Below are 22,013 nucleotides of genomic sequence, written 5' to 3' on the forward strand. Positions count from 1 at the left end.
GATGATGGCAGTATTTACTGGGGTATTTTGAGTGCAATCACCTTTGAGTAACGATATTAAATATATGAGAGTGCTGATAGAAGCGCTATACAAAAATAAAAAACAACGTTACAGCTAAATCTGTATGCTTGTTTATGTTTAATAGTACACTCTATATAATAGCACTGTTCAAAAAATAAATGTAAGCAGGGCATAATGATAAGGCAATTATTAAGCTTTAATTTTTTCCAATAGACCCTAATTTGTCATTTAATTTTTCTTATTTTTACTCATAATGGATGATAGTCATGACTGATTTTACCGCTTTTTCTTTGTTACAACATACAGTAAAACGTACATTAGGTTTAAGTGTGTTATTTGCAATGGGCATTGGCTCGGCTTCTGCGATGTTGCCAACACCTGAGCCTGAGTTAGATGCCCCGTCAAACAGACAAAACTTGGCACTGGTTCAGCAAGCGACTGTACCAACTACACCTGTTGTACAGCGTCAACAAGCGACTCCAAGAGCACAACTGAATGCCGTACGTACACAGGTACAAGCCTTTTTAATCAGTATTGATGATCAGGGTAAAGAGATATTAGTACCAGTAACGGCTGATACTCAGTTACAGTCAGGAAACTTGATTGAGTATCAGGGTTTGTTTACCAATACTAGCCCTGATCGTCAGCGTCATATGACAGTGACTATGACTATTCCTGATGAGGTGAAGCTGTATGGTGCAATAGATCCTGAGTTTCCAAAGGCGAGTGTTGATGGTTCACGCTTTAATCGTACTCCACTGCGAGGTCGTGTTGGCAATGAAGTCCAAGAAGTGCCATTAGAGTTGTATAAGGCACTACGTTGGGATATCGTGGGCTTAGGGATTGATGAAACAGCAGTAGTAAAATATCGTGCAGTTGTTCGATAGTTAACCGATATCGAACTAATATCTCAGTAAAGTGAAGCTTGGCATTTTTCATATATTTAGAAAAATGCCATTTTTTGTACTTGTACTTTTATTTTTGCTGTGAGGAGTGAGAAGGGGTTGCATTGGCAATGGCTTGTTTAATATGGTCAAGGTTCTGTTGAGCAGCTTCTTCTCCAGCATGGATAAGCTGTGAGCGCTGGGTACTATCAAAAACACTAAACTGTCCAATATTAGGCGTGATGACCACATCTGCACGCTGTACTTCAGTTGCTTTATAAGAGCGATTGGCTGTATTTTGCTGAGTATGGTTTTGTGCCAGTGTTTGATATTTTTGGTCAATCATTGCCCATGCATTGTTTGAGCTGTTGGTCTGTGGAGATGTTGGCTTTGTTTGGGTATTAGCTGGGAGGATGTCTACTGCAATTACAATATCTGCTCCGAGGTCACGAGCGCTATCTACGGGAACGATACTGCTGACGCCACCATCGATGTATTTTTGACCAACTTTTTCAGGAATTCTTGGGGCGATAAATAGGTTTGGCACACTACTGGAAGCTTGTACGGTGAGTCCTGTATTTCCTTGTGTAAAGACAGTCTTTTTTTGACTGTGTTTTTCTGTGGCAACAATGGCTAGACGTATGGGAAGCTCTTCTATCGTTCGTCCTCCAACTTGCATATTAACAAAGTCTTTCAACTTGTCTGCTTCAATGATACCTTGATGTGAAATCGTAAACTCTAGTAAGTCGGTTTCTTGTGTCGTGAGTGCCAGATGTTCTAGTTCAGCCGGTGTTTTGCCACTGGCATAGAGACTGCCAACTAGGCTACCGGCACTACTTCCGACAATGAGATCAGGGCGGATACCATTGGCTTCTAGTACTTTGATAACACCAACATGTGCAAAACCTTTTGCACCACCACCACCTAAAACTAAAGCAATGACAGGCTTTTGTGGGTTGGTGGGAATAGAAGCTGGTGTGGATGTGGGTAGGTTGCTACAAGAAGTTGCGGTTAGTAGTGTAATGGCAAGTCCACAGTGTACTAGCAATAAACGCTTTCTTGGTTTGTGTACTACCGATTGAGGGTATGGTGTGACTTTTATCAGAGTATCAATCATACGAGATATCATAAAGTATGCCTAAGTAAGTTTTTAATTATAGACTGTGTTTGATTGGCATTAGCATACACTAAGAAAAGCGATGCAATGTTTCATAACGTACTTTGTCAGTTATAATGGCGTGAACCAATCTTTTATTTATTTCATTTTGCTTATGTCATCCATGATATCGACGTCTCAGCCAAGCTCTTCTTCAGCACAGCCATTGGCAGTGGTGGATCTACCTGTCAGTGCTTTGGCAGGTGTAGGTAGTAAAGTGGAGGAGCAACTGGAGCAGTTAGGTATTACACGTATATTTGATTTGTTGTTGCATTTACCTCGTGATTATGAAGACCGCAGTCGTTTGGTAGCCATTTCATCTTTGGAAAATGGGCAGAGTGCATTGATTGAAGGTCGCGTCGTTCGTGTTGAAAATAAGCGCGGCGGTATGACAGTGATAGTTGAAGATGTATCTGGAAAAGTGTCTTTGCGTTTTTTTAAAGTCTATCGTGGCTTGACACAAACGATGAGTGTGGGTGCACAGTTACGATTGTTTGGTGAGGTAAAAATTAATCGTTACGGTGTACAGATGCATCATCCAGAATATACGGTGGTTGGTGCAAATACACCTTTAGGCAGTACAGGGCTACAGCCAATTTATCCAACAGTTAAGGGATTGCATCAGAATAAGTTGCGGACATTGGTTAAGCTGGCATTACAAACTGTGCAACAGCAAGATGTGCCATTAAGTATATTTACACCAGCAGACTGGCAGTCAGTTGATTCCTTACCTATCGCACCATTTAATGACTCATCTAATTATTGTACTGATGATGCGCTAGGTGAGCGAGATATGTTTTCAACGTTAGCTCAGGCATTACAGGAAAGAGGAAGACACTCCGTACCCCAATCTTCTGCACACAGTATTTATGGACTGAGCCTGTTTGAGGCATTGTCTCTGATTCATACACCTCCGATATATGTGAATTTGGGACAGCAAACACAATATCTAAACCAGTTGAAAAATCGTAGCCATCCTGCCTGTCAGCGTTTGATTGTTGAAGAGTTAACTGCACATCAGTTAAGTATGTTATATCGTCGTCAGCAGCTACACCAGTATAAAGCGCCAAAATGTGATAGCAGTAGTACATTGGCGTTACAGCTTTTGCAAAATTTGCCATTTCAACTCACAAACGCTCAACAGCGGGTGATACAGGAAATTACAGCAGATATGGCGACATCTATTCCGATGTTAAGGCTGGTACAGGGTGATGTGGGTGCTGGTAAAACTTTAGTAGCTGCACTATCAGCCTGTTATGCGTTGGATAGTGGCTGGCAAGTTGCAGTGATGGCACCTACTGAGATTTTAGCAGAGCAACATTTTTTGAACTTTAAAGCTTGGTTTGAGCCATTAGGGTTGAAGGTTGGTTGGTTGGCAGGTAAACAGACAGCAAAACAACGCCGAGAAGCACTCAGTGCTGTCGTTGATAATGAGGTACAAGTTGTTGTTGGAACACATGCTTTGTTTCAAGATGCTGTACAATTTGCTAAGCTGGGTTTGGTGATTATTGATGAGCAGCATCGTTTTGGTGTGGAGCAGCGTATGGCCTTGACTGATAAAGGCGTGGCAAATAGTACTCCTCATCAACTGATTATGACAGCAACTCCAATTCCACGTACATTGGCAATGAGTGCTTATGGTGATATGGATACATCAGTCATTGATGAGTTGCCCCCCAATCGCACACCCATTACCACAGTGACCATTGATAGGTGTCGTCGTGATGAGGTCATTGAGAGAATTGCAGTGAATTGTGCACAAGGTAAGCAGGCTTATTGGGTCTGTCCATTGGTTGAGGAATCAGGCACGCTAGATGCCCAAGCGGCAGAGGCAACTTATGCTGACCTTGCACAGCGTTTGGATATTCGTATTGGACTGGTACACGGTAAGATGAAGGCGGCTGATAAACAGGCTGTGATGCAGGCGTTTAAAGAAGCAGAGCTTGATTTATTGGTTGCAACAACGGTTATTGAGGTTGGTGTAGATGTACCAAATGCATCTTTGATGGTGATTGAAAATGCTGAACGTTTGGGGTTGTCTCAGTTACACCAGTTGCGTGGTCGAGTGGGGAGAGGCAGTGCAAAAAGTTTTTGTGTATTATTGTATCAGACACCATTGTCTGAGACAGGTATTGAGCGTTTAAATGTACTACGAGATAGTAGTGATGGCTTTGTGATTGCCCAAAAGGACTTGCAGCTGCGTGGACCTGGAGAGCTATTAGGAAAACGGCAAACAGGTAATGTTGGTTACTATGTTTCAGACTTAATCCGTGATGAAAATTTGCTACGGATAGCTCGACAGCTGGCGAAGAGACTGATTCATGATCCACAACGAAAAAAAGCTGTTAGTTTATTGATTCATCGCTGGATACCAGAAGCAAGCCGTTATACCAATGTTTAAAATTCTGGTATTTATATATATTTAGTGCAAGACTAGTAGGGTTTGTTGAACAGTTATCTTTAATAGGAAAAATTGGTATAAATTTATCTTAGTCAAGGTAATGAGCTCAGGCAACTGATTTATCAAGGTGGGATATTGGTCAGTTTATTGATGCAGAATCAGGAAAATTTAGCCAATTTTTACCTGAAGATAAATAATAGCTGTATCCCTTGCAAATATTAGCCTAATAGGATGAATGTTCAATAGAGCCTAATATATTTCTTGTTTTATGTTGTATCTTATTTTATAAATAGAATAATCTCTGTTGATCTTTATGCCATTAACATCAAAGAATAATAAAACAGCGATGGCGTTACTTTTATTTGTTGCCATCCATGCTATTTGCAGTTAGTTGCCCTATATCTATTTTAGTCTACTTTTTTGATGCTGGTATTTACATCAACCCTAAGCAACCCCTATTTATTTCACGTATAATTTTTTGTATGCACTGTTCTAACGAGCGGTATGAACCCCATTTGATAGATACGTTTGTGAGAGCGCTATGAACTCAGAGTCTAATCAGCAGTCATCCAACCCGAAATCTTCTACTGAACATTCTGCACTGCCTCCGTCTTATCAACAAACAGCGAGGCAAAGACAGCGCTGGGTATGGTTGTTACCATTGATACTGGTAACATTAGGTATAGGTTTATTAGCGGGTCGTTATTGGGGCGAAAAGAAGGCGGCACAGACGTTGATGGAAGCACAAAGCGCGCAGTCACAGTCAGTAACTCCACAAATAGCGACAGCAACGGGAGTGACGGAAGTAGCCGTAGAGCATAAACCAGTTTTAACCGTAGAAGTTATCTCTCCAAAACAATCCGTTATTGAAAATGCTTTGAGTGCTGATGGTACGATAGAGCCAAAAAATGTTGCAACGGTTAATGGCAAAGTATCTGGCGTTACCTTAGAACAAGTGCTGGCTGAAGAAGGAGATGTGGTTAAAAAGGGACAGGTATTGGCAGTGTTCGATACAGAATCTATGCAACAGCAACAAATTCAGGCACAAGCTGACTTAGCTGAAGCACAGACACAGTTGGAGCTAGCAGAAAGTGATGCCAGCCGTGTGTTGCCTCTATTAGAAATCAATGCTGTTAGTGGACAGGAGGCTGACCGCTATGTGGCAAAAGCAAAACAGGCAGCGGCTTCTGTTGCGGCTGCTCAAGCACGTTTAAATAGTCAAAACTTAAATTTAAGTAATGCTCAAGTGGTTGCACCAGTGAGTGGCATCATTAGTGAAAAAACTGCCAATGTTGGTAGTGTGCCAGGACAAGCACCCCTATTTACTATTATTGAAAATGGTGTACTAGAGTGGCAGGCACAGGTTGATCCCAATCAGTTAGGTAAAATTAATGTCGGAACACCTGTACAGGTTAGCTTGCCAAAAAATAAGAGTGTGATGGGACAGGTGACTCGTATTGCACCTGTAGCAGAGCAAGGTAGTCGTCAGGTTAGTATCTATGCGACATTACAAAACAGTCCATTGGCTCGAGCTGGCATGTATCAGCGCGGGACATTTTTGTTAGGTAGTGAAGGTGGACAAACCTTACCCATGAGTGCCATTGTCAGTGAAGATGGTTATAACTATGTGATGTTGGTTGAACAAGAAAAAGATGCTCAAGGTAATGAGTTTTATCGTATTAAACGTAAAAAAGTTAGCTTGGGTGAGAGACAAGATGATCGTGTTGTTATTGAAGATCCGCTTCCTGCTTCAGCAGCTATAGTTCGGCAGGGTGGTGGATTTTTAAATGATGGTGATGTTGTGAGGGTAGCAGGTGTATCAGCCTCTAATACATCTTCAAAGTCCTCAACGTCTCCTGCTGAGTAATGGCTATGAATCTTAATATTTCTGCATATTCGATTAGAAATCCACTGATTGCTATTTTGCTATTCATCCTGCTTACGATGGGTGGCATTTATGGCTATTTGCAGATGAAGGTGCAACAGTTTCCAGATATCGACTTGCCAGGAGTTGTGGTCACTGTAACGTTGCCTGGTGCATCACCTAATCAGTTAGAAAACGATATTGCCAAAAAAATTGAAAATAAGGTGGCAAGTATTGAAGGGGTGAAACACATACGAACCACGCTACAGACTGGCGCAGCGACGATTGCAACAGAGTTTGTGTTAGAAAAAAATATTCAAGAAGCGGTCGATGATGTGCGTTCTGCTGTAGGAGAAGTAAGAGGGGATTTACCTGCTGCAGCCAATGATCCTATTATTTCAAAGGTCTCGACAGCTGGATTGCCAGTAGTGACCTACTCAGTGGTAGCAAATGGTGTTAGCGTCGAGGATTTATCTTGGTTTGTTGATGATACGATTAATAAACGCTTGTCAGATATTGCTGGTGTTAGTCAGGTTAGTCGAGTTGGTGGGTTAGATAGAGAAGTAACTGTTGCAGTCGACCCAGAAAATTTAAGCGCTTTGCAGATGCCTATTACCCACTTGTCACAGCAAGTTGCAGGTATTCAACAAGATGCAGCAGGTGGTGAGACCAAGGTTGGTAATAGTACGCAGACTATTCGGGTTTTGGGTGCAGTGCAAAATGCCGATGAGCTAAATGATATCCAAATTGCGCTACCAGCAGGTGGTACACAAAGTTTGGGCAATCTTGCGACCATTACTGATGGTACAGCAGAGCCGACATCCATCGCTAAGCTAGATGGTCAGACAGTTGTGGCATTTACCGTGACACGCTCACGAGGCGCTAGTGAAGTTGAAGTGGTGAATGAGGTTGATAAAGCACTTAACCAGCTTCAGCAAGAGATGCCAAACTATACCATTACTAAAGTTTATGATCGGGCGACCCCAATTGATGAAGATTATCATGCTTCATTACAAATGCTGATAGAAGGGGGGATATTGGCAGTGGTCGTTGTGCTGATATTTTTACGTAATATACGAGCCACGATAGTGGCTGCAGTGGCGTTACCCTTATCAATCATTCCAACTTTTCTGGGGATGTATCTATTTGATTTTAGTCTTAACCTCATTAGTTTATTAGCATTATCATTAGTCATTGGTGTTTTAGTGGATGATGCGATTGTTGAAGTAGAAAATATCATGCGTCATTTGCGGATGGGTAAGACGCCCTTTGATGCCGCGATGGAGGCTGCAGATGAGATTGGTATGGCTGTTATCGCCACAACATTTACCTTAATTGCGGTATTTTTACCCACGGCATTTATGAGTGGTGTAGTGGGACAGTTTTTTCGCCAGTTTGGCTGGACAGCAGCGATGGCAATTTTTGCATCATTATTGGTAGCACGTTTGATTACGCCGATGATGGCTGCTTATATCATGCGTCCTGAAAAAGACCACCAGCACAAAGAAAGCTGGATGATGAAAAAGTATCTAAGAAGTGTAAGCTGGACATTGAGTCACCGCTGGCTAACTTTAGGCATGACCATCGTACTGTTTATTGCTTCATTAAGTCTGGTGAAACTATTACCAGCGACCTTTATCCCTGATAATGACATTGACCAGACGCGCGTATCTATTGAGCTGACACCTGATGCGACTTTAGAGGATACTGCTCGAGTTACTGAGATGGCACGAAAAAAGATTCTCCAAGTTGAGGGTGTCACCAATGTTTTTAGCGCGATTGGAGACCCACAGGCGGTTAGTCTCGATCCGGGTGGCAATGGTGCAACAGCACAAAATAATGCTAGTATGGATATTGTTTTAGCACCACGTAAAGAGCGAGCAGATAAAACGCAAATTGAGCGTGAGATTACAGAGACCTTGACAAGTATTCCAGGAGCAAGAATCAGTGTTGGCTTATCAAGTAGTGGAGAGTCAGGTTATAGCTTTGCATTGACCAGCACCAATACACACTTGCTAGAGCAGACTGCACAGCGTGTGATGGAGGATATTCGCAACTTGCCTATGGCAGGAGATGTGACTAGCAGTCGAGGACTACCTCAGCAGGAGCTTTCAGTGAAGCCCAACCGCTTAGCAATGGCAGATCAAGGGGTTACTACTCAAGACATTGCAGATACATTGAGAGTGGCAACGGTTGGTGACTATGAACAGCAGTTATCAAAGCTTAATCTGGACACACGTCAGATACCAGTAGTAGTACGTTTACCTGATTCGGCAAAAGATGATGTCAGTCAGTTGACAGACTTATATGTGCCTAGTAGTCGTCCTATTTCTGCACAAGATGGCGGTACACGTCTTGCTGAAGTAGCGGATTTATCTTTTGGTACAGGTCCATCTACCATTAGTCGGTTTGATCGTGAGCGGGCAATTACCATCACAGTACAGGTTGGCACAGGTGAACTCGGTGGACTAATACAAGCCGTAAAGTCTGTTCCTAGTTTACAGCAGTTGCCTGCCTCAGTATCCATGATAGATCAAGGTCAAGCCGAGAGTATGGGGGAGCTGTTTAGTGGCTTTATCATTGCCATGTCAGTTGGTATTGTCTGTATTTTTGGTGTATTGATATTACTGTTTGGTAAAGTATTACAGCCATTTACTATTTTAATGGCTTTACCATTATCAATAGGAGGTGCTTTTGTTGGTTTGGTGATTACGAATAGTAGCTTATCGATGCCATCTATGATTGGTCTAATTATGCTAATGGGGATTGCAACCAAGAACTCTATCTTATTGGTGGATTATGCTATTTTGGCACAAAACCATGGATTAGATCGCTTTGATGCTCTGTTAGATGCTTGTCGTAAACGAGCGCAGCCTATTATTATGACAACTGTGGCTATGGGAGCAGGTATGTTACCTTTGGTTTTTGGATGGGGAGCGGCTGATCCAACATTCCGGCAACCTATGGCGGCAGCGGTATTAGGTGGTCTGGTGACATCAACGTTTTTAAGCTTGATAGCAATTCCGATGGTTTATACCTTCATGGATGACTTGTCACTATGGATTGCAAAGTGGATACATCCACACGGTAAGCTTCAAGAATAAAATAGTTTTGCAGTAATAAATAAGGCGAGTGATAAATAGAAGACTTTTTGTAAACACTTGTTTCCTTGAAAAGAATGGTTACTATTTTTATTTGTTTTCTCATTCTCATTTATATTGTTTACTATTAGAGAATGTACTAGAACTCATAAGCTTTCTGATTTGTAGAATTTATCAAGGTTTTATAGATTTTAATATAAAGTATTTTGCAATATATTAGTAAAGAAAAATAAAAAAATTATTTAAAAAGTACTATTATTGCCCCAGTTTTATGTAAAGAAAATATATTATTTTGTGAATAGTTAATATTGTCTTTGAAGACAATAAAATAAAGTTATTCTATCTACCCTATTCCTAACTTTTTCTTTACAGAATAACTTTGAGCCTTTGTGGTTATCATATTGCACGTTATTCCTCTGTTTTTACCAATGAAAAATAAGAGCAGATGGTTGGTGTGATAGATATGACAGGCTCATAGTTTTTATAGTAAGACAAACAGCAAGAAGATAGCGAGCTTATTAAATGGTATGCAGTTTGAGCCTATTTTTTTAATAGCACGCTAAATTGGTTAGATAACAATACTGTATTTCAAGTTATGATTGGTTATAGACTTAAAGCAGAGTTATCTGTTCATTTATTGTACATAGTATGACTTTTGGTTCCTATGCATTCAGACTCTTCCGACTCCCCATTTTTTTCAAAAACTAACCTTGCAGTCTTTGCTGGAGTACTGGCTCTGCATGGTGTTGCCATATGGTATTTAACAGAAGTGAGTTTCCCTGAACAGCCACCCATAGAGGAAACTAAACCAATTGAAGTAACATTGGTTGAGAAAGTTGAGCCACCACCAGAAGTTGAGGAAGAGTTACCTGAGCCAGTGGAAGAGCCACCTGTGGCTGATATTCCACCACCACCAGTAAGTGCGCCTCCACCGCCACCGCCTGCGAAGAAAGATCCACCGCCTCCGCCACCGGAGAAGAAAGATCCGCCACCTCCACCACCGGAGAAGAAAGATCCACCACCTCCACCACCGGAGAAGAAAGATCCGCCTCCACCTCCGCCACCAGTGGAGAAAACGCCTGAGCCTATTATTAATGTAGAAACAGAATCTTCTGTTACGATTAATCGTGAGCGCTTAGAGCAAGAACGTTTAGAAAAAGAACGTGCAGAACGAGAACGTGCAGAGCGAGAACGTGCAGAGCGAGAACGTGCAGAGCGAGAACGTGCAGAGCGAGAACGTGCAGAGCGAGAACGTGCAGAACGAGAGCGTGCAGAACGAGAGCGTGCAGAACGAGAGCGTGCAGAGCGAGAGCGTGCAGAACGAGAGCGTGCAGAACGAGAGCGTGCAGAACGAGAGCGTGCAGAACGAGAGCGTGCAGAGCGAGAACGTGCAGAGCGAGAACGTGCAGAACGAGAACGTGCAGAACAAGAGCGTATTGCAAATACAGTACACAACTTCTCTTATGGTGAGGCAAGATGGATAAGTAAACCAAATCCAAGTGAGAGTGATATAACCAGACTACAGCTACCAGCAGGCAGCTCATTTACGACAAGGCTTAAGTTGACTGTTGATAAGAATGGTAATGTGACAAGTGCTGATATGGTACAGTCATCAGGTAATGTAAGGGTTGATAGGTTAGCTAGACAAGCAGCGTTAAGAGCAAAATTAAGACCATTTACAAAAAATGGAGTGACTGTTTCTGGTACTGTGACAGCACCAATAACGATACAGCAGCGATAGTATTTATTTAGCAGTAATGATAGATGGTTGGATTATAGTTACTGCAATTGGCTTTTATTAGTAATAACTGCACCAAATATAATGGTAAGTTTTATTTAAGTTTTTATTTTTTATGTATTAAGGAGTCTTTATGGACTTTGCAAGCTATTGGCAATACACTGATATTGTAACTAAGTCTTTATTTTTCATCCTATTTGCGTTATCTATTGCATCTTGGGTGACTGGTATTATTCGTATCTATCATAGTTCTCAGTTATCAAAAACAGTAGAAGATGATTTGGCACAAGCAGTACAGGCTGAGATTGTGGGTAGTGAAACTATGCAACCAACACAGCGTAAAGCGATGGTTGAGCAAGTTTTGATGCAGCAAATTGGGCGTTATCGTTACAGCAGTGAGAAAGGTTTACCTATTTTAGGGACAACGGCTGCAATTGCACCATTTATTGGGCTATTTGGTACAGTATGGGGGATTTTCCATGCGCTACATAGTATTGGACAGACAGGACAAGCTGGTCTAGGACAAGTGGCTGGACCTGTTGGTGAAGCACTGATTATGACAGGTTTGGGTCTAGCAGTAGCGATTCCTGCGGTTATTTTTTATAACATTGCGGTGCGTATGAATCGTAAAACCATGCATTTAGCAAATGATATTGCTTATGGATTGCTTGCACAATCAGTGAAGTAATACCAATGTTATAACCCTCAATCATAATAACATGATTGGATAATAGATGATGGTAAAGGTCAATCAACCATAGCACAATACAAAAAATATGGTATGGCTTATTGATGCAATACCAAATACCAATATTATATGATTATATGTTGGTTGCTTATAGTAAATAAATCGAGGATATTATGGCATTTCAGCTTGGTGATGAAGACAGCCAACAGATGAGTGAAATCAACTTGATTCCACTGATTGATATTATGTTGGTATTGATGATTATCTTTTTGGTAACAGCGACGGTGTTAAACCCTAGTGTGCCATTAGATTTGCCTAAGACTAGCGCTAGTGTACAAGAAGCACCGCCTGAGTCTGTCGATATTAGTATTGATAAAGATGCTAAGGTATTTTTAGATGGTAAACCAGTGACTTTAGATGAATTACGACAACATCTAAAAACGATTTCTGCAGCAGGGGGAGATCCTGCGATACAGTTACAGGCAGATAAAGAAGGGAAGTATGATACCGTTGCTCAGGTATTAGCGATTACTTCAGAAGCCAACTTATCAAAAATTGCATTTGTAACAGAGTAAAGTAAGCAAAATAATATCTGTTAGTTTAATAGTATTATAGAGAAAATAAGCCATCCATAACCTGTGATGATTTTCATATGGTTTGGGTGGCTTGCTTTTTTTATAATCAAAAACTACGAAACCGTGTCGATGTTGCTTTCATTTTCTGTACTTACCTGCCTTGTCTCTGTTTTAGTATTTTTTGGCTATAGAAAACAACAAATAATAAACTTTTAGATAGAGAAGCCCCTATCCTTATTAATAAAGATAGGGGCTTGGTATGGGGGTATGGTAATGGCAAGTATGATACTTTATTACTCGCTGACAAACATTGTCAGCGAGTAATAAAGTATCATACTGAAAATACGCTAAACTCTTGATTTTATTGAACCCTATTTTAAGCAGAAAATAATAAAGTATCATACTGAACAGCATCAATATCTTCATACAGTTACATTTTGGAGTAATAAAGTTTCATACTCAATTAATTTAAAAGGAAGTTCAACTACTGATCTGACAAACTAATACCATATTTTGTTTCAATAAATTTATCTATTAATACTTGCTTCTGCTCAGTAAGCAAATATTTAATATCTTCTTCATTAAAGTCATAGACACCAAAATGCTTAATATAATTGCCATTCATGGAATAATAACCTGATGAATATGGCTTGCTTGTTGATGATAGATAAAACCAGAAAATACGACTCTGCATGATAACTTTAGCAAGTTTAAGGTCACGAATGGATTTACCAATAAGTGCCTGACCATTATAGAACTTAGTCTGTTCGTCGTCATTTATAATGAAAAAGGAATTAGTATTTGAATACTTCGGAAAAAATAGTTTATATTTAGCATTAGCTAATGACTGGCTCCTTCCATATGCATACCAATTGGGATAGATACCTTTGCCTTTATCTCGCTTCGAAAGAATATCTTTTTTCGAAACCAGATATTCATATGCCTTAGGAAATTTACTGGATAGACTATCTTCATCTATAAGAGTTACTGTATTCTCTTCATTTAGATAGGGAAAAATTACTTTTTCAACAAGCTTTTTAGGGTCTTGTATACTACTAAGCTTATTTGTATTGTATATATCTCTACAAATCTTTTTTTCTATACATACTTCTTGCTTAGTTGAATCTATAAAATAATAATATTTATCATCTTCTGTAACAGGCTTAAATATATAAACATCATTTTTTAATGTAGCAATACCATGTCGTGTAGTATAAATTTCTCCAAAAGGTGTTCCTGTGCTTTCAATCTTTTGGATCAAGTCATGGTTTTTCAAATTCCATCCAGATTTAAAGTCTAGTTTATTATAGTAAATTTTATCGAAGTTTAAATTAGCAGTTGATTTTCCTAAATGTTCGGGTTTAAGGGACTTATAATTAATATAGTTTTTATTAGAGTTTCTTATAATACATATACATGTATATGTATTTTTAGATTTAAATAGCTGTTCATAGCCAAAATCTACAATACTAAAATCTAACTTTAATTCTTGAAAGTATTGTCTCAATAATCTAGCATTTAAACTTTTAAAGAATGAATTCATAGTTATGTAACCCATCGAACCATCTTCCATCAGGTTACTAATTGCAATTTGAAAAAAAGGAATATACAAATCAGTATTCCCTAAGTTAGCCACACTCCATTCTTTTAAAAAAACTTTACTGCTTTCATCAAGGTTCTTTGCACTAACATAAGGAGGATTTCCAACAATAAAGTCAAAACCCTTGAAGCCATTTATTGCTTCTGACCACTTAAAACTTAGAGCATCTGCGATATAGAGATTGAAGTCATAACCTTTTATATCTTCATTATGAAATAAAGCGTTTAAGCTTAAAACTATCTTTGTTCTTTCTATAGAATAATTTTTAATATCTACTCCAAATAAATAGTTTTCATAAATATCACTAAAACTAAGCCCATTAGTTTGCTTAAGCATATTGGCTACAACTAATAAAAAGCCACCACAACCGCAGGAAATGTCAGCGAAAGTTTTATGGATAACATCTTTATCTTTTATGACAGACTGGACAATGTATTCTCTTATATGTAAAGGTGTATAAATAGCACCACTAATCACTCGATCAGATGGGGATATGACAAATTCAAATAGCTGACAAAGATGTTCTAAAGTAAACTCTTCAAGTGCATTCTTAACAGCCTTCTCAAAGTTTAAATAGCGTTCATAGGATGAATTTGACTCATCTATGATATAGCTTAAAACTAAACTATTATTAACGATAGATATTTTATTTAATCTGACAAAGGCAGTTACTATAAAGCTATCTACTATAGAAGGCTCACTTATCGTTTGAACCCTTAAAAAATCAAATATTTCTTTCATTATATCCAGTAAGGTTGGAGCTCTTGTCCAGCTTTAAATTGATTAGAATTGAGATCAGAGCTTAATAGAGATTGTAGAGATTTAATGTATGGTTCCCAATAATGTTTCTGATACTTTCGTTGAAGTTTTACAAAATCTCTATCTTCCTTTAGCATACTAAAGGTCTCTGGTAAAAAGTTTGCTAAAATAAAACTTGTACCAAGAATTAGTTCCATGGGAAAGTGCGTAAATCTTGGTATGTCTAACTGTAGTACATTACCATAATCAAATGTTTCAATATTTTGAGGGTTCACTAGAAATTGGCAATGATATTTAGGATGTAACTGGTGTTGTTCAGATTTTGGATTATCTAAATCAAAATGGAATCCCTTATAATTACTGCCACTATTTCCTACTGATTTAACTATAATACTTAAGTTTGAAGAAGTTGTATTATTAAATAAATCTATATATTTGTAATTATTATAAGTTATCCTAAAGTTAATAAGAATTTCAATATTTCGTATACCTTTCGGCCTACCATGATTAAGTGCGACCTCTTCAGCTAAAATTGTTAAAGGCTGATATAACTCAATACTAATTGAGTTAGAATTACTTTTAGTGGTTTTAAATCCTGAAAAATTGCAGTTCACAAATGATTGAACTGCTGTTAAGAAGCTTTCATAATCTTTTTTGAAAAACTGTATATCTTTTTTTGGTTCATTTAGATTAACATTCGTATTCATATACCTAGCTCATTTCTTGCATTCTTAATATTCTCTAACTCTAAAGGATGAGGTTTAATTTCGCTTATTCTTATTCGCTCTAAATACGCATATAGCGACAAATATTTATGCATTTGCCATGGTAGAAAATCATGTGAGGTACTGATTCTAAAACCTTCTAAGTGGTCGATTGGTTTTTTAGTTGCTTCACATATGGTTGAATATTCGGTACTAAAGTTGTACTCTAACCCCTCGAAGGGTTTTAAATTTAGATTTAGTTTATCATTAATTATATTTACTCTGTCTTCTGCGGGTATGAAGCTAAAGTTAGTTTGGAATTTCTCTTTAATAACTGCATCAATGTCAACTTGCCACCACCTATCCCAGCCTTTCGAGAAAATGCCAGTGTACTTAGCAACTTCGAATAATTCTAAAATACCATTTATTTCATCATTAGCAAGATTATCAATAAATAAACCTAATTTTGCGAACAAAACTCTCCTGTTAACTAATGGGTTTGTGAAATGGAAAAACTGCTTGATAATGAAATTTACAAAATAGTGTTTATCGCCTTGATCTATTAATCCTACTAACTTCTCGATTATTCTAACGTCTTTTATGTTTGTAGTTTCCTTTCCTAGCAAGTCATATAATATAGATTCGGCTGAGCGACTATCAAACATGGTGTTATCAATTTTTTTATAGTCATGAGCTAATGAAATTAGCTTCTTACTTCGTTTTTCCCAGTTTTCACTGCTTTTATGAATCTTATAATCAAATAGATCATGACTAGACTTATCATTATTATAGGTTTCTTTTATTTTTTCGTCAGTTGAAGTTAGTACAATAGGATAAATACAAGTCTCTCCCATTGATGCCACTGATCTAAGCTCCTGTGCTAAGGCTGTTGCATTAAAAGCTGTAGGATAGTTACCTTGACCATCAAGACGAAGATCAAGAATAAGACCACCAAAATTATCATCTATAAGTTTTATAATTGCTTTCTTTAAGCTCCCGAAATCTTGGTAGTCTCTAAGACTAAACTGTTCAGCTTTTATCCCATAAGAGACTAGCATTCGAATCGTAGTTTCCTCTGGCTTACCTTCTTCATCGTCAATGTACCAATATTTCAAGTTACTCATCGTCTTCTTTACCTTTTGGCAGTTCTATACGTATAGTTGTAGAGAAGTTATCTTTTGGTGGAGAAATAAATATTTCTCCATCATAATCTTCAATAATATCTTTGACTATTTTAAGTCCTAAGCCTGTCCCTGTTAAAGAGTTTATCTCATCATCTGCATCAATTACCGACGAAGTTGTGAAAAAAGCTTCAAAAACAGAGTCTTCCCTATCTATAGGTATGCCATCGCCGTTATCAGAGAACTCTAGATAGACCTTATTTTCTAACCTTCCACAAGTGATATCAATAGCTCCTAAAGTTGGTCTTTCTCTTCTAATAGCCTTTTTAGAGTTTGAATATAAATTAAATAGGATCGATGCCCATTCAGAGGGATGCATTGGTACGGTAAATAAGTCATATCCTATAAAATCGGTAGTTATGAGTATATTAGATTTGACGGTATCAGCCTCAATTACTTCCTCAAAATTGCGAACCACATCTCGTAACTCAATACATTCAAGCTCTCTGATAATATTACGCGTAACAGCAGTATCAAAAAATGAGGTGTAAGTTTTAAAAGAACTTAGACTTTCTCGAAGATATTTAATATTTTCAAGTGCTAATGAATCATTTTTTAAGTTTTGTTGTAAAAGGTGGATTTCGTTTTCAAAACTAGGCACAAAGCGTTTAATCTCATGCACAAATTCACCAATAACTAATCCCAGTCCTGCCAATATTCGTAACATGCTACTTTCATCAACGAGCAGTTGATAGTTTTTCTTCTCTATCTCTATAACTTTTTCTAATTTTTTAAAGTCAAATTTGTTGTCTTCTTTTCCCGATGATTCTTTACTTTGTTTTTTTAGAGACTCCACAGCCTCTTTTATTTTGGAAATAGGATCTTTATCTTTTTTATTTGGTATAAAGTCCTTTTGGCCAGCTGTGGCTTTTCTTCCCCTAAGATGAGCAATTTTTTGCACAGCGTTGATTAAACACTTATAAACAAAGCTAGTTAATTCTTCAAAAGCATCGTTCTCAATTAACCCTTCACGGCTAGCAGTCTCTTCAAAATTACCACTTTTATCGTTAATTTGAATAAAACCAAAAAAATTGAAATTTCTGTGAGAAGAAAGAATTGTTTGACGAGTAGTAGATTTATCTAACCCTAACCAATCATCCTTATATTCACCATAAGGCAGTACTCTAAAGCCATTTCTATAAAGCCTTATGCCTCCCTTTTCATGAGCTAAGGATTTAATAAAATTGAGTTTTCCTTTTGGTAGTAAGTTTGGGTCAAACAGAAAATAGTAGACTTTAAACTCTAACCCCTTAATTAGATTAAAGGGATTATTGTCATCCTCTTTATCTTCACTATTACCAATTAAAAATAAATCTTCTTTAAAATCCAGCTTATCACTCTTTAGTGTCCAGTACCCTTGTCCATTATCATCGACATAACCATTTATTTCCGCTAATGCATATCGTAATATCTCTTCTTCATCATCAACAATGATGTTCTCATTTTTAACAGCTTCTCTATAATATGTCGTTTTGAACCCAGGATCTAACTTAGAAAGTTTATGAGGCTCATTGGTTTCATTTCTTGCCAAAGGAAAAGGTTGGATGAGTTCAGCTGTATATCTATATACCCTTTTGAGTGTCGCATCAGACCAAGACTCATAAAGGTTATCAATAATTAATATGGTACCTGTTTCAGACTCCCACATCCTATCAACTATTTTTAATTCATGTTCAATAAGATATAAATTTTGATTAATTCCGTATTCATCCCAATCAATGGAAAGTTGTATCGTACTATTACTACCTTTGGATTTAGTGAGAATAGTTAGCTTAGACCCTAGCCTCTGAGTAGAAAAACGCCCAATTCCTTTCTTGCCTGCTTTTTTTCGTTCATATATTTCAGAGATTGGATTATTCACTTTATCTGTAGAAGCTAATCTCATGAAGCCATTCATTAACTGTTCACGAGTCATACCGATACCATTATCAATAATTTTCAATGAACCGCCGATATTATAAGCATTCTGAAATACTAACTTAACCTCTGTTGCATCGGCATCATATGCATTTTTCACTAGCTCAGAAACAGCAGTTTCTCTTTTGGATACAAGCTCTTTACCAAGCCGATCAATGATACCTGCATCAACTGAAAAACGAGCCTTAGAAGAGTCTAATGAGGCGATGTCATGACTCAAAGATAAAAGTGTAGAGATATCAAGCTGATCACTACCTAACTCTTCAAGTAGTCTTTTCTTTAGTCTCTCTAGTTTATCTACCATTTTGAATTGATCCGACCATTCATGGGAAATTTTTATTAAGATATAAACTGTATAGTTGAATAGTTATATCATAATAATATGTCATGTAAGCTATTGGTTACTATGTTTTAGTATGACAATGAATAATACTCTATATACTAGGGTCTGTATAGAATTCATAAGTTGAAAAAAGATAAATAACACCTCAAGTTCATATTTACCACAACAAAGAATACTAGGTATTGCTTATGACTCGAACCATGCTCAAAGATGAGCAATGGCACAAGCTACATACTATATTGTGTCAAATCAATGTTTATGACAAGCCCAATTTAAGACTAACCATTGAAGCAATGTTATATCGAATAAGAGTGGGATATCTGTGGCGTGATATTCCTGACTATTTTGACAAATGGCAGAAGCTTTATGTCGATAATAACGCAAGACTACAATGGAGAATGGCTATTTATTGATGGTAGTGTTGTCAAATCACACCAGCATAGTTCTGGAGTGGCAAGTCATCAAGATGAAGCCATTGGTAAAAGTGTTGCTGGCAATAGTAGCAAGATTTATTTAGTAGTTAACGTTTGTGATAATCCTGTATGTATTGAAGTGACTAGTGGTCAACTGCATGACTCACAAATGGCAAATACTTTAATCAAACAAACGGTTAAAAATAACACTGAGGCTGTTATCGATGATAGAGGTTATGACAGTAAAGCAATCAGAGGTATTAAAGAGTATTTGTAGTGGCATAATAAAATTAGACAGCAAATAAGAGGTTATACTACCAGTAAAAATGGAGAATCAGTATGACCAATAAACGAAAAAGATATAGCAGAGAGTTCAAACTCGAAGCCATTAATTTAGTTGAAGGACAGGGTAGAAAGATACCAGAAGTAGCCGACTCACTAGGCATCAGTAAAAAAAGTCTAGAAAATTGGGTATATAAATACCGCAAAGAACAACAAGGCATTACCCCAGAAACAGGCAAAGCCCTCACAGACGAACAGCTAGAAATACAAAGACTACGTAAAGAAATCAAACAGCTTAAGTTAGAGAGAGATATCTTAAAAAAGGCATCGGCTCTGCTAGCTGGGGACAGTCTAAACGTATACAGATAATCAAGGATCTAGCAGAGCAACCAAAGGATAAAGGTATCAGCAAAGCCAAGCTATGCGAACTATTTGGCATCGTACGTAGTAGCTATTACTGGAGTATCAAACCTGTACCCATAGACAGTAAAATGGTTAAACTCAAGGCACTGGTACGACAAGTCTTTAATCACTCTATAGGCTCAGCAGGAGCTAGAACTATCAGTAGTATTATCACCCAGCAACATAGCATCAAACTGACACGATATAAACCTAGTAAACTCATGAAAGACATGGGACTGGTCAGTAAGCAGAAGAAACACAGCTACAAACACAAAGAGCAAACACATAAAGTGCACGACAACGTACTAAACAGAGCGTTTACACCCACAACACCAAATCAAGTCTGGACAGGCGATGTAACATACATCAGAATCAAAGGTGGGTGGTGCTACTTAGCCGTTGTCATTGACTTATATTCACGCAATATCGTTGGATTCTCAGTATCAGATTCACCTGATAGTGAGTTAACCAGTAAGGCGTTAATGATGGCATATGAGTCACGTTTAAAGCCTAAAGGGGTGCTGTTTCATTCTGATCAGGGTACGCATTATACTAGCTCGCATTTTGCCGATGCTGTTGTAGTGTGTGAAGATATGACACACAGTATGAGCAGAAAAGGAAACTGCTGGGACAATGCTCCCACCGAAAGATTCTTTAGAAGCTTTAAGACAGAGTGGATGCCAAAGTATGGCTATACAAGTCAGGCTGAGGCAACAAAGGTACATTTGGGGATATTATCGCAATGTGTGTCCTCATCAGCATAACAATTATTTAACTGTACTAGTCTCAACCTAATCTGACAATCACACTTTAAAAAAGAGTGTGTTACCCAAATTGATGAAGATGTCTAAACTTTATCAAATAAGGAATAACACACATGAACCATTCTAGCACAAATAGTAATCCAATCATCAAACACAGAGCAGGCTTACTAAACTTAGCTCAAGAGCTAGGTAACGTCTCTAAAGCTTGTAAAATAATGGGGGTCTCTCGAGACACCTTTTATCGCTATAAAGAAATGGCAGACAACGGCGGTATAGGCGCATTAGTGAATCAATCAAGGCGAGTACCTAACCTTAAGAATCGAGTTGATGAGTCCACAGAACAAGCTGTCATACAACATGCCATAGACTATCCTGCTCACGGTCAGCACAGAACCTCTAATGAACTTAGAAAAGTAGGTATTTTTGTTTCAGGCAGTGGTGTACGTTCTATATGGTTAAGACACAACCTAGAAAACTTCAATAAACGTTTAAAGGCATTAGAGGCAAAAGTAGAAGCCGAAGGCATCCTCTTATCTGATGAGCAAATATCAGCACTTGAAAAGAAAAAACTAGACGATGAAGCATCTGGTGAGATTGAAACAGCACATCCAGGCTACCTAGGCTCACAAGATACTTTCTATGTCGGTCATTTAAAAGGCGTTGGACGTGTTTATATGCAGACCTTTGTAGATACTTATTCGAAGGTAGCACATGCTAAGTTATATAATACCAAAACACCGATTACAGCTGCTGATTTACTCAATGATAAGGTATTGCCGTTTTATCAAGAGCATGAGTTACCGATGCTTAGAATATTAACAGATAGAGGTACTGAGTATTGCGGTAAGGTAGAACAACATGATTATGAGCTTTATTTGGCTATCAATGATATAGATCATACTAAGACTAAAGCCAAATCCCCGCAAACCAATGGTATTTGTGAGCGGTTTCATAAGACTATCTTACAAGAGTTTTATCAAATTGCTTTTCGAAAGAAGATTTACGATAATCTAGAGTCTCTACAAGCTGATTTAGATGATTGGCTTGTTTATTATAATTATGAAAGAACTCATCAAGGTAAGATGTGCTGTGGTAGAACACCTATGCAAACGCTTACTGAGGGTAAATCCGTTTGGGCACAAAAGAATTTAGCTCAAATATAACCTGACATCTTGACCGTCAATTTGGGGGTACTGTCAGATTAGGTTTGAGCTAGTACA

13 protein-coding genes and 2 pseudogenes are annotated in these 22,013 nt (G+C 38.1%); 10 read left to right on the top strand and 5 right to left on the bottom strand.

Going from position 1 to position 22,013, the window contains the following annotated elements; all coding sequences use genetic code 11:
• Positions 1 to 287 precede the first annotated feature (287 nt).
• Positions 288 to 908, top strand: coding sequence for a hypothetical protein (locus FHK88_RS11600; protein ID WP_227430911.1), 621 nt, complete (start codon positions 288 to 290; stop codon positions 906 to 908).
• A gap of 88 nt (positions 909 to 996) precedes the next feature.
• Here the strand turns inward: FHK88_RS11600 and FHK88_RS11605 are convergent, their stop codons facing one another.
• On the bottom strand, positions 997 to 2,034 hold the full coding sequence (locus tag FHK88_RS11605; RefSeq protein ID WP_227430912.1) for a patatin-like phospholipase family protein: 1,038 nt from the start codon (positions 2,032 to 2,034) through the stop codon (positions 997 to 999).
• A gap of 151 nt (positions 2,035 to 2,185) precedes the next feature.
• Between FHK88_RS11605 and recG the strand changes: the two genes are divergently transcribed.
• From recG to FHK88_RS11635, 6 genes are all read left to right on the top strand, one after another.
• A complete protein-coding gene (recG, locus tag FHK88_RS11610) occupies positions 2,186 to 4,462 on the top strand; it encodes an ATP-dependent DNA helicase RecG (protein WP_227430913.1) in 2,277 nt (758 codons plus the stop codon).
• A 541-nt stretch (positions 4,463 to 5,003) separates the two neighbouring features.
• Positions 5,004 to 6,329, top strand: coding sequence for an efflux RND transporter periplasmic adaptor subunit (locus tag FHK88_RS11615; protein WP_227430914.1), 1,326 nt, complete (start codon positions 5,004 to 5,006; stop codon positions 6,327 to 6,329).
• Positions 6,330 to 6,334: 5 nt separating this feature from the next.
• Positions 6,335 to 9,430, top strand: coding sequence for an efflux RND transporter permease subunit (locus FHK88_RS11620; protein WP_227430915.1), 3,096 nt, complete (start codon positions 6,335 to 6,337; stop codon positions 9,428 to 9,430).
• A 661-nt stretch (positions 9,431 to 10,091) separates the two neighbouring features.
• Positions 10,092 to 11,168: an energy transducer TonB gene (locus FHK88_RS11625; protein ID WP_227430916.1), complete on the top strand. Its 1,077-nt coding sequence runs from the start codon at positions 10,092 to 10,094 to the stop codon at positions 11,166 to 11,168.
• A gap of 130 nt (positions 11,169 to 11,298) precedes the next feature.
• Positions 11,299 to 11,853 carry a MotA/TolQ/ExbB proton channel family protein gene (locus FHK88_RS11630; protein ID WP_227430917.1) on the top strand — a complete coding sequence of 185 codons (555 nt, stop codon included), beginning with the start codon at positions 11,299 to 11,301 and terminating at the stop codon, positions 11,851 to 11,853.
• A 173-nt stretch (positions 11,854 to 12,026) separates the two neighbouring features.
• On the top strand, positions 12,027 to 12,428 hold the full coding sequence (locus FHK88_RS11635) for an ExbD/TolR family protein (protein ID WP_227430918.1): 402 nt from the start codon (positions 12,027 to 12,029) through the stop codon (positions 12,426 to 12,428).
• A gap of 484 nt (positions 12,429 to 12,912) precedes the next feature.
• Here FHK88_RS11635 and FHK88_RS11640 read toward each other — a convergent pair whose 3' ends face one another.
• Genes FHK88_RS11640 through FHK88_RS11655 form a run of 4 tightly spaced genes read right to left on the bottom strand, consistent with a single transcriptional unit; the run spans position 12,913 to position 18,893 of the window.
• Positions 12,913 to 14,769 (bottom strand): class I SAM-dependent DNA methyltransferase, encoded by a 1,857-nt coding sequence (locus FHK88_RS11640; protein ID WP_227430919.1) that lies wholly within the window; start codon positions 14,767 to 14,769, stop codon positions 12,913 to 12,915.
• Positions 14,769 to 15,494, bottom strand: coding sequence for a hypothetical protein (locus FHK88_RS11645; RefSeq protein WP_227430920.1), 726 nt, complete (start codon positions 15,492 to 15,494; stop codon positions 14,769 to 14,771). Before FHK88_RS11645 ends, FHK88_RS11640 begins: the two co-directional genes overlap by 1 nt.
• Complete coding sequence (locus tag FHK88_RS11650) at positions 15,491 to 16,615, bottom strand: hypothetical protein (RefSeq protein WP_227430921.1); 1,125 nt, start codon at positions 16,613 to 16,615, stop codon at positions 15,491 to 15,493. The genes FHK88_RS11645 and FHK88_RS11650 overlap by 4 nt, the downstream gene beginning before the upstream one ends.
• A complete protein-coding gene (locus FHK88_RS11655) occupies positions 16,608 to 18,893 on the bottom strand; it encodes an ATP-binding protein (protein ID WP_227430922.1) in 2,286 nt (761 codons plus the stop codon). The genes FHK88_RS11650 and FHK88_RS11655 overlap by 8 nt, the downstream gene beginning before the upstream one ends.
• Before the next feature lie 227 nt (positions 18,894 to 19,120).
• Here FHK88_RS11655 and FHK88_RS11660 point away from each other — a divergent pair.
• The 3 genes and pseudogenes from FHK88_RS11660 to FHK88_RS11670 all read left to right on the top strand — a co-directional run.
• Positions 19,121 to 19,601 (top strand): annotated as a pseudogene (locus FHK88_RS11660) (transposase); the annotation flags it as partial.
• 83 nt (positions 19,602 to 19,684) lie between these two features.
• Positions 19,685 to 20,824 (top strand): annotated as a pseudogene (locus FHK88_RS11665) (IS3 family transposase).
• 82 nt (positions 20,825 to 20,906) lie between these two features.
• On the top strand, positions 20,907 to 21,956 hold the full coding sequence (locus FHK88_RS11670) for an IS481 family transposase (protein WP_227429178.1): 1,050 nt from the start codon (positions 20,907 to 20,909) through the stop codon (positions 21,954 to 21,956).
• Positions 21,957 to 22,013 lie beyond the last annotated feature (57 nt).

Source organism: Psychrobacter sp. I-STPA6b, assembly GCF_020662265.1.
Lineage (GTDB): Bacteria > Pseudomonadota > Gammaproteobacteria > Pseudomonadales > Moraxellaceae > Psychrobacter.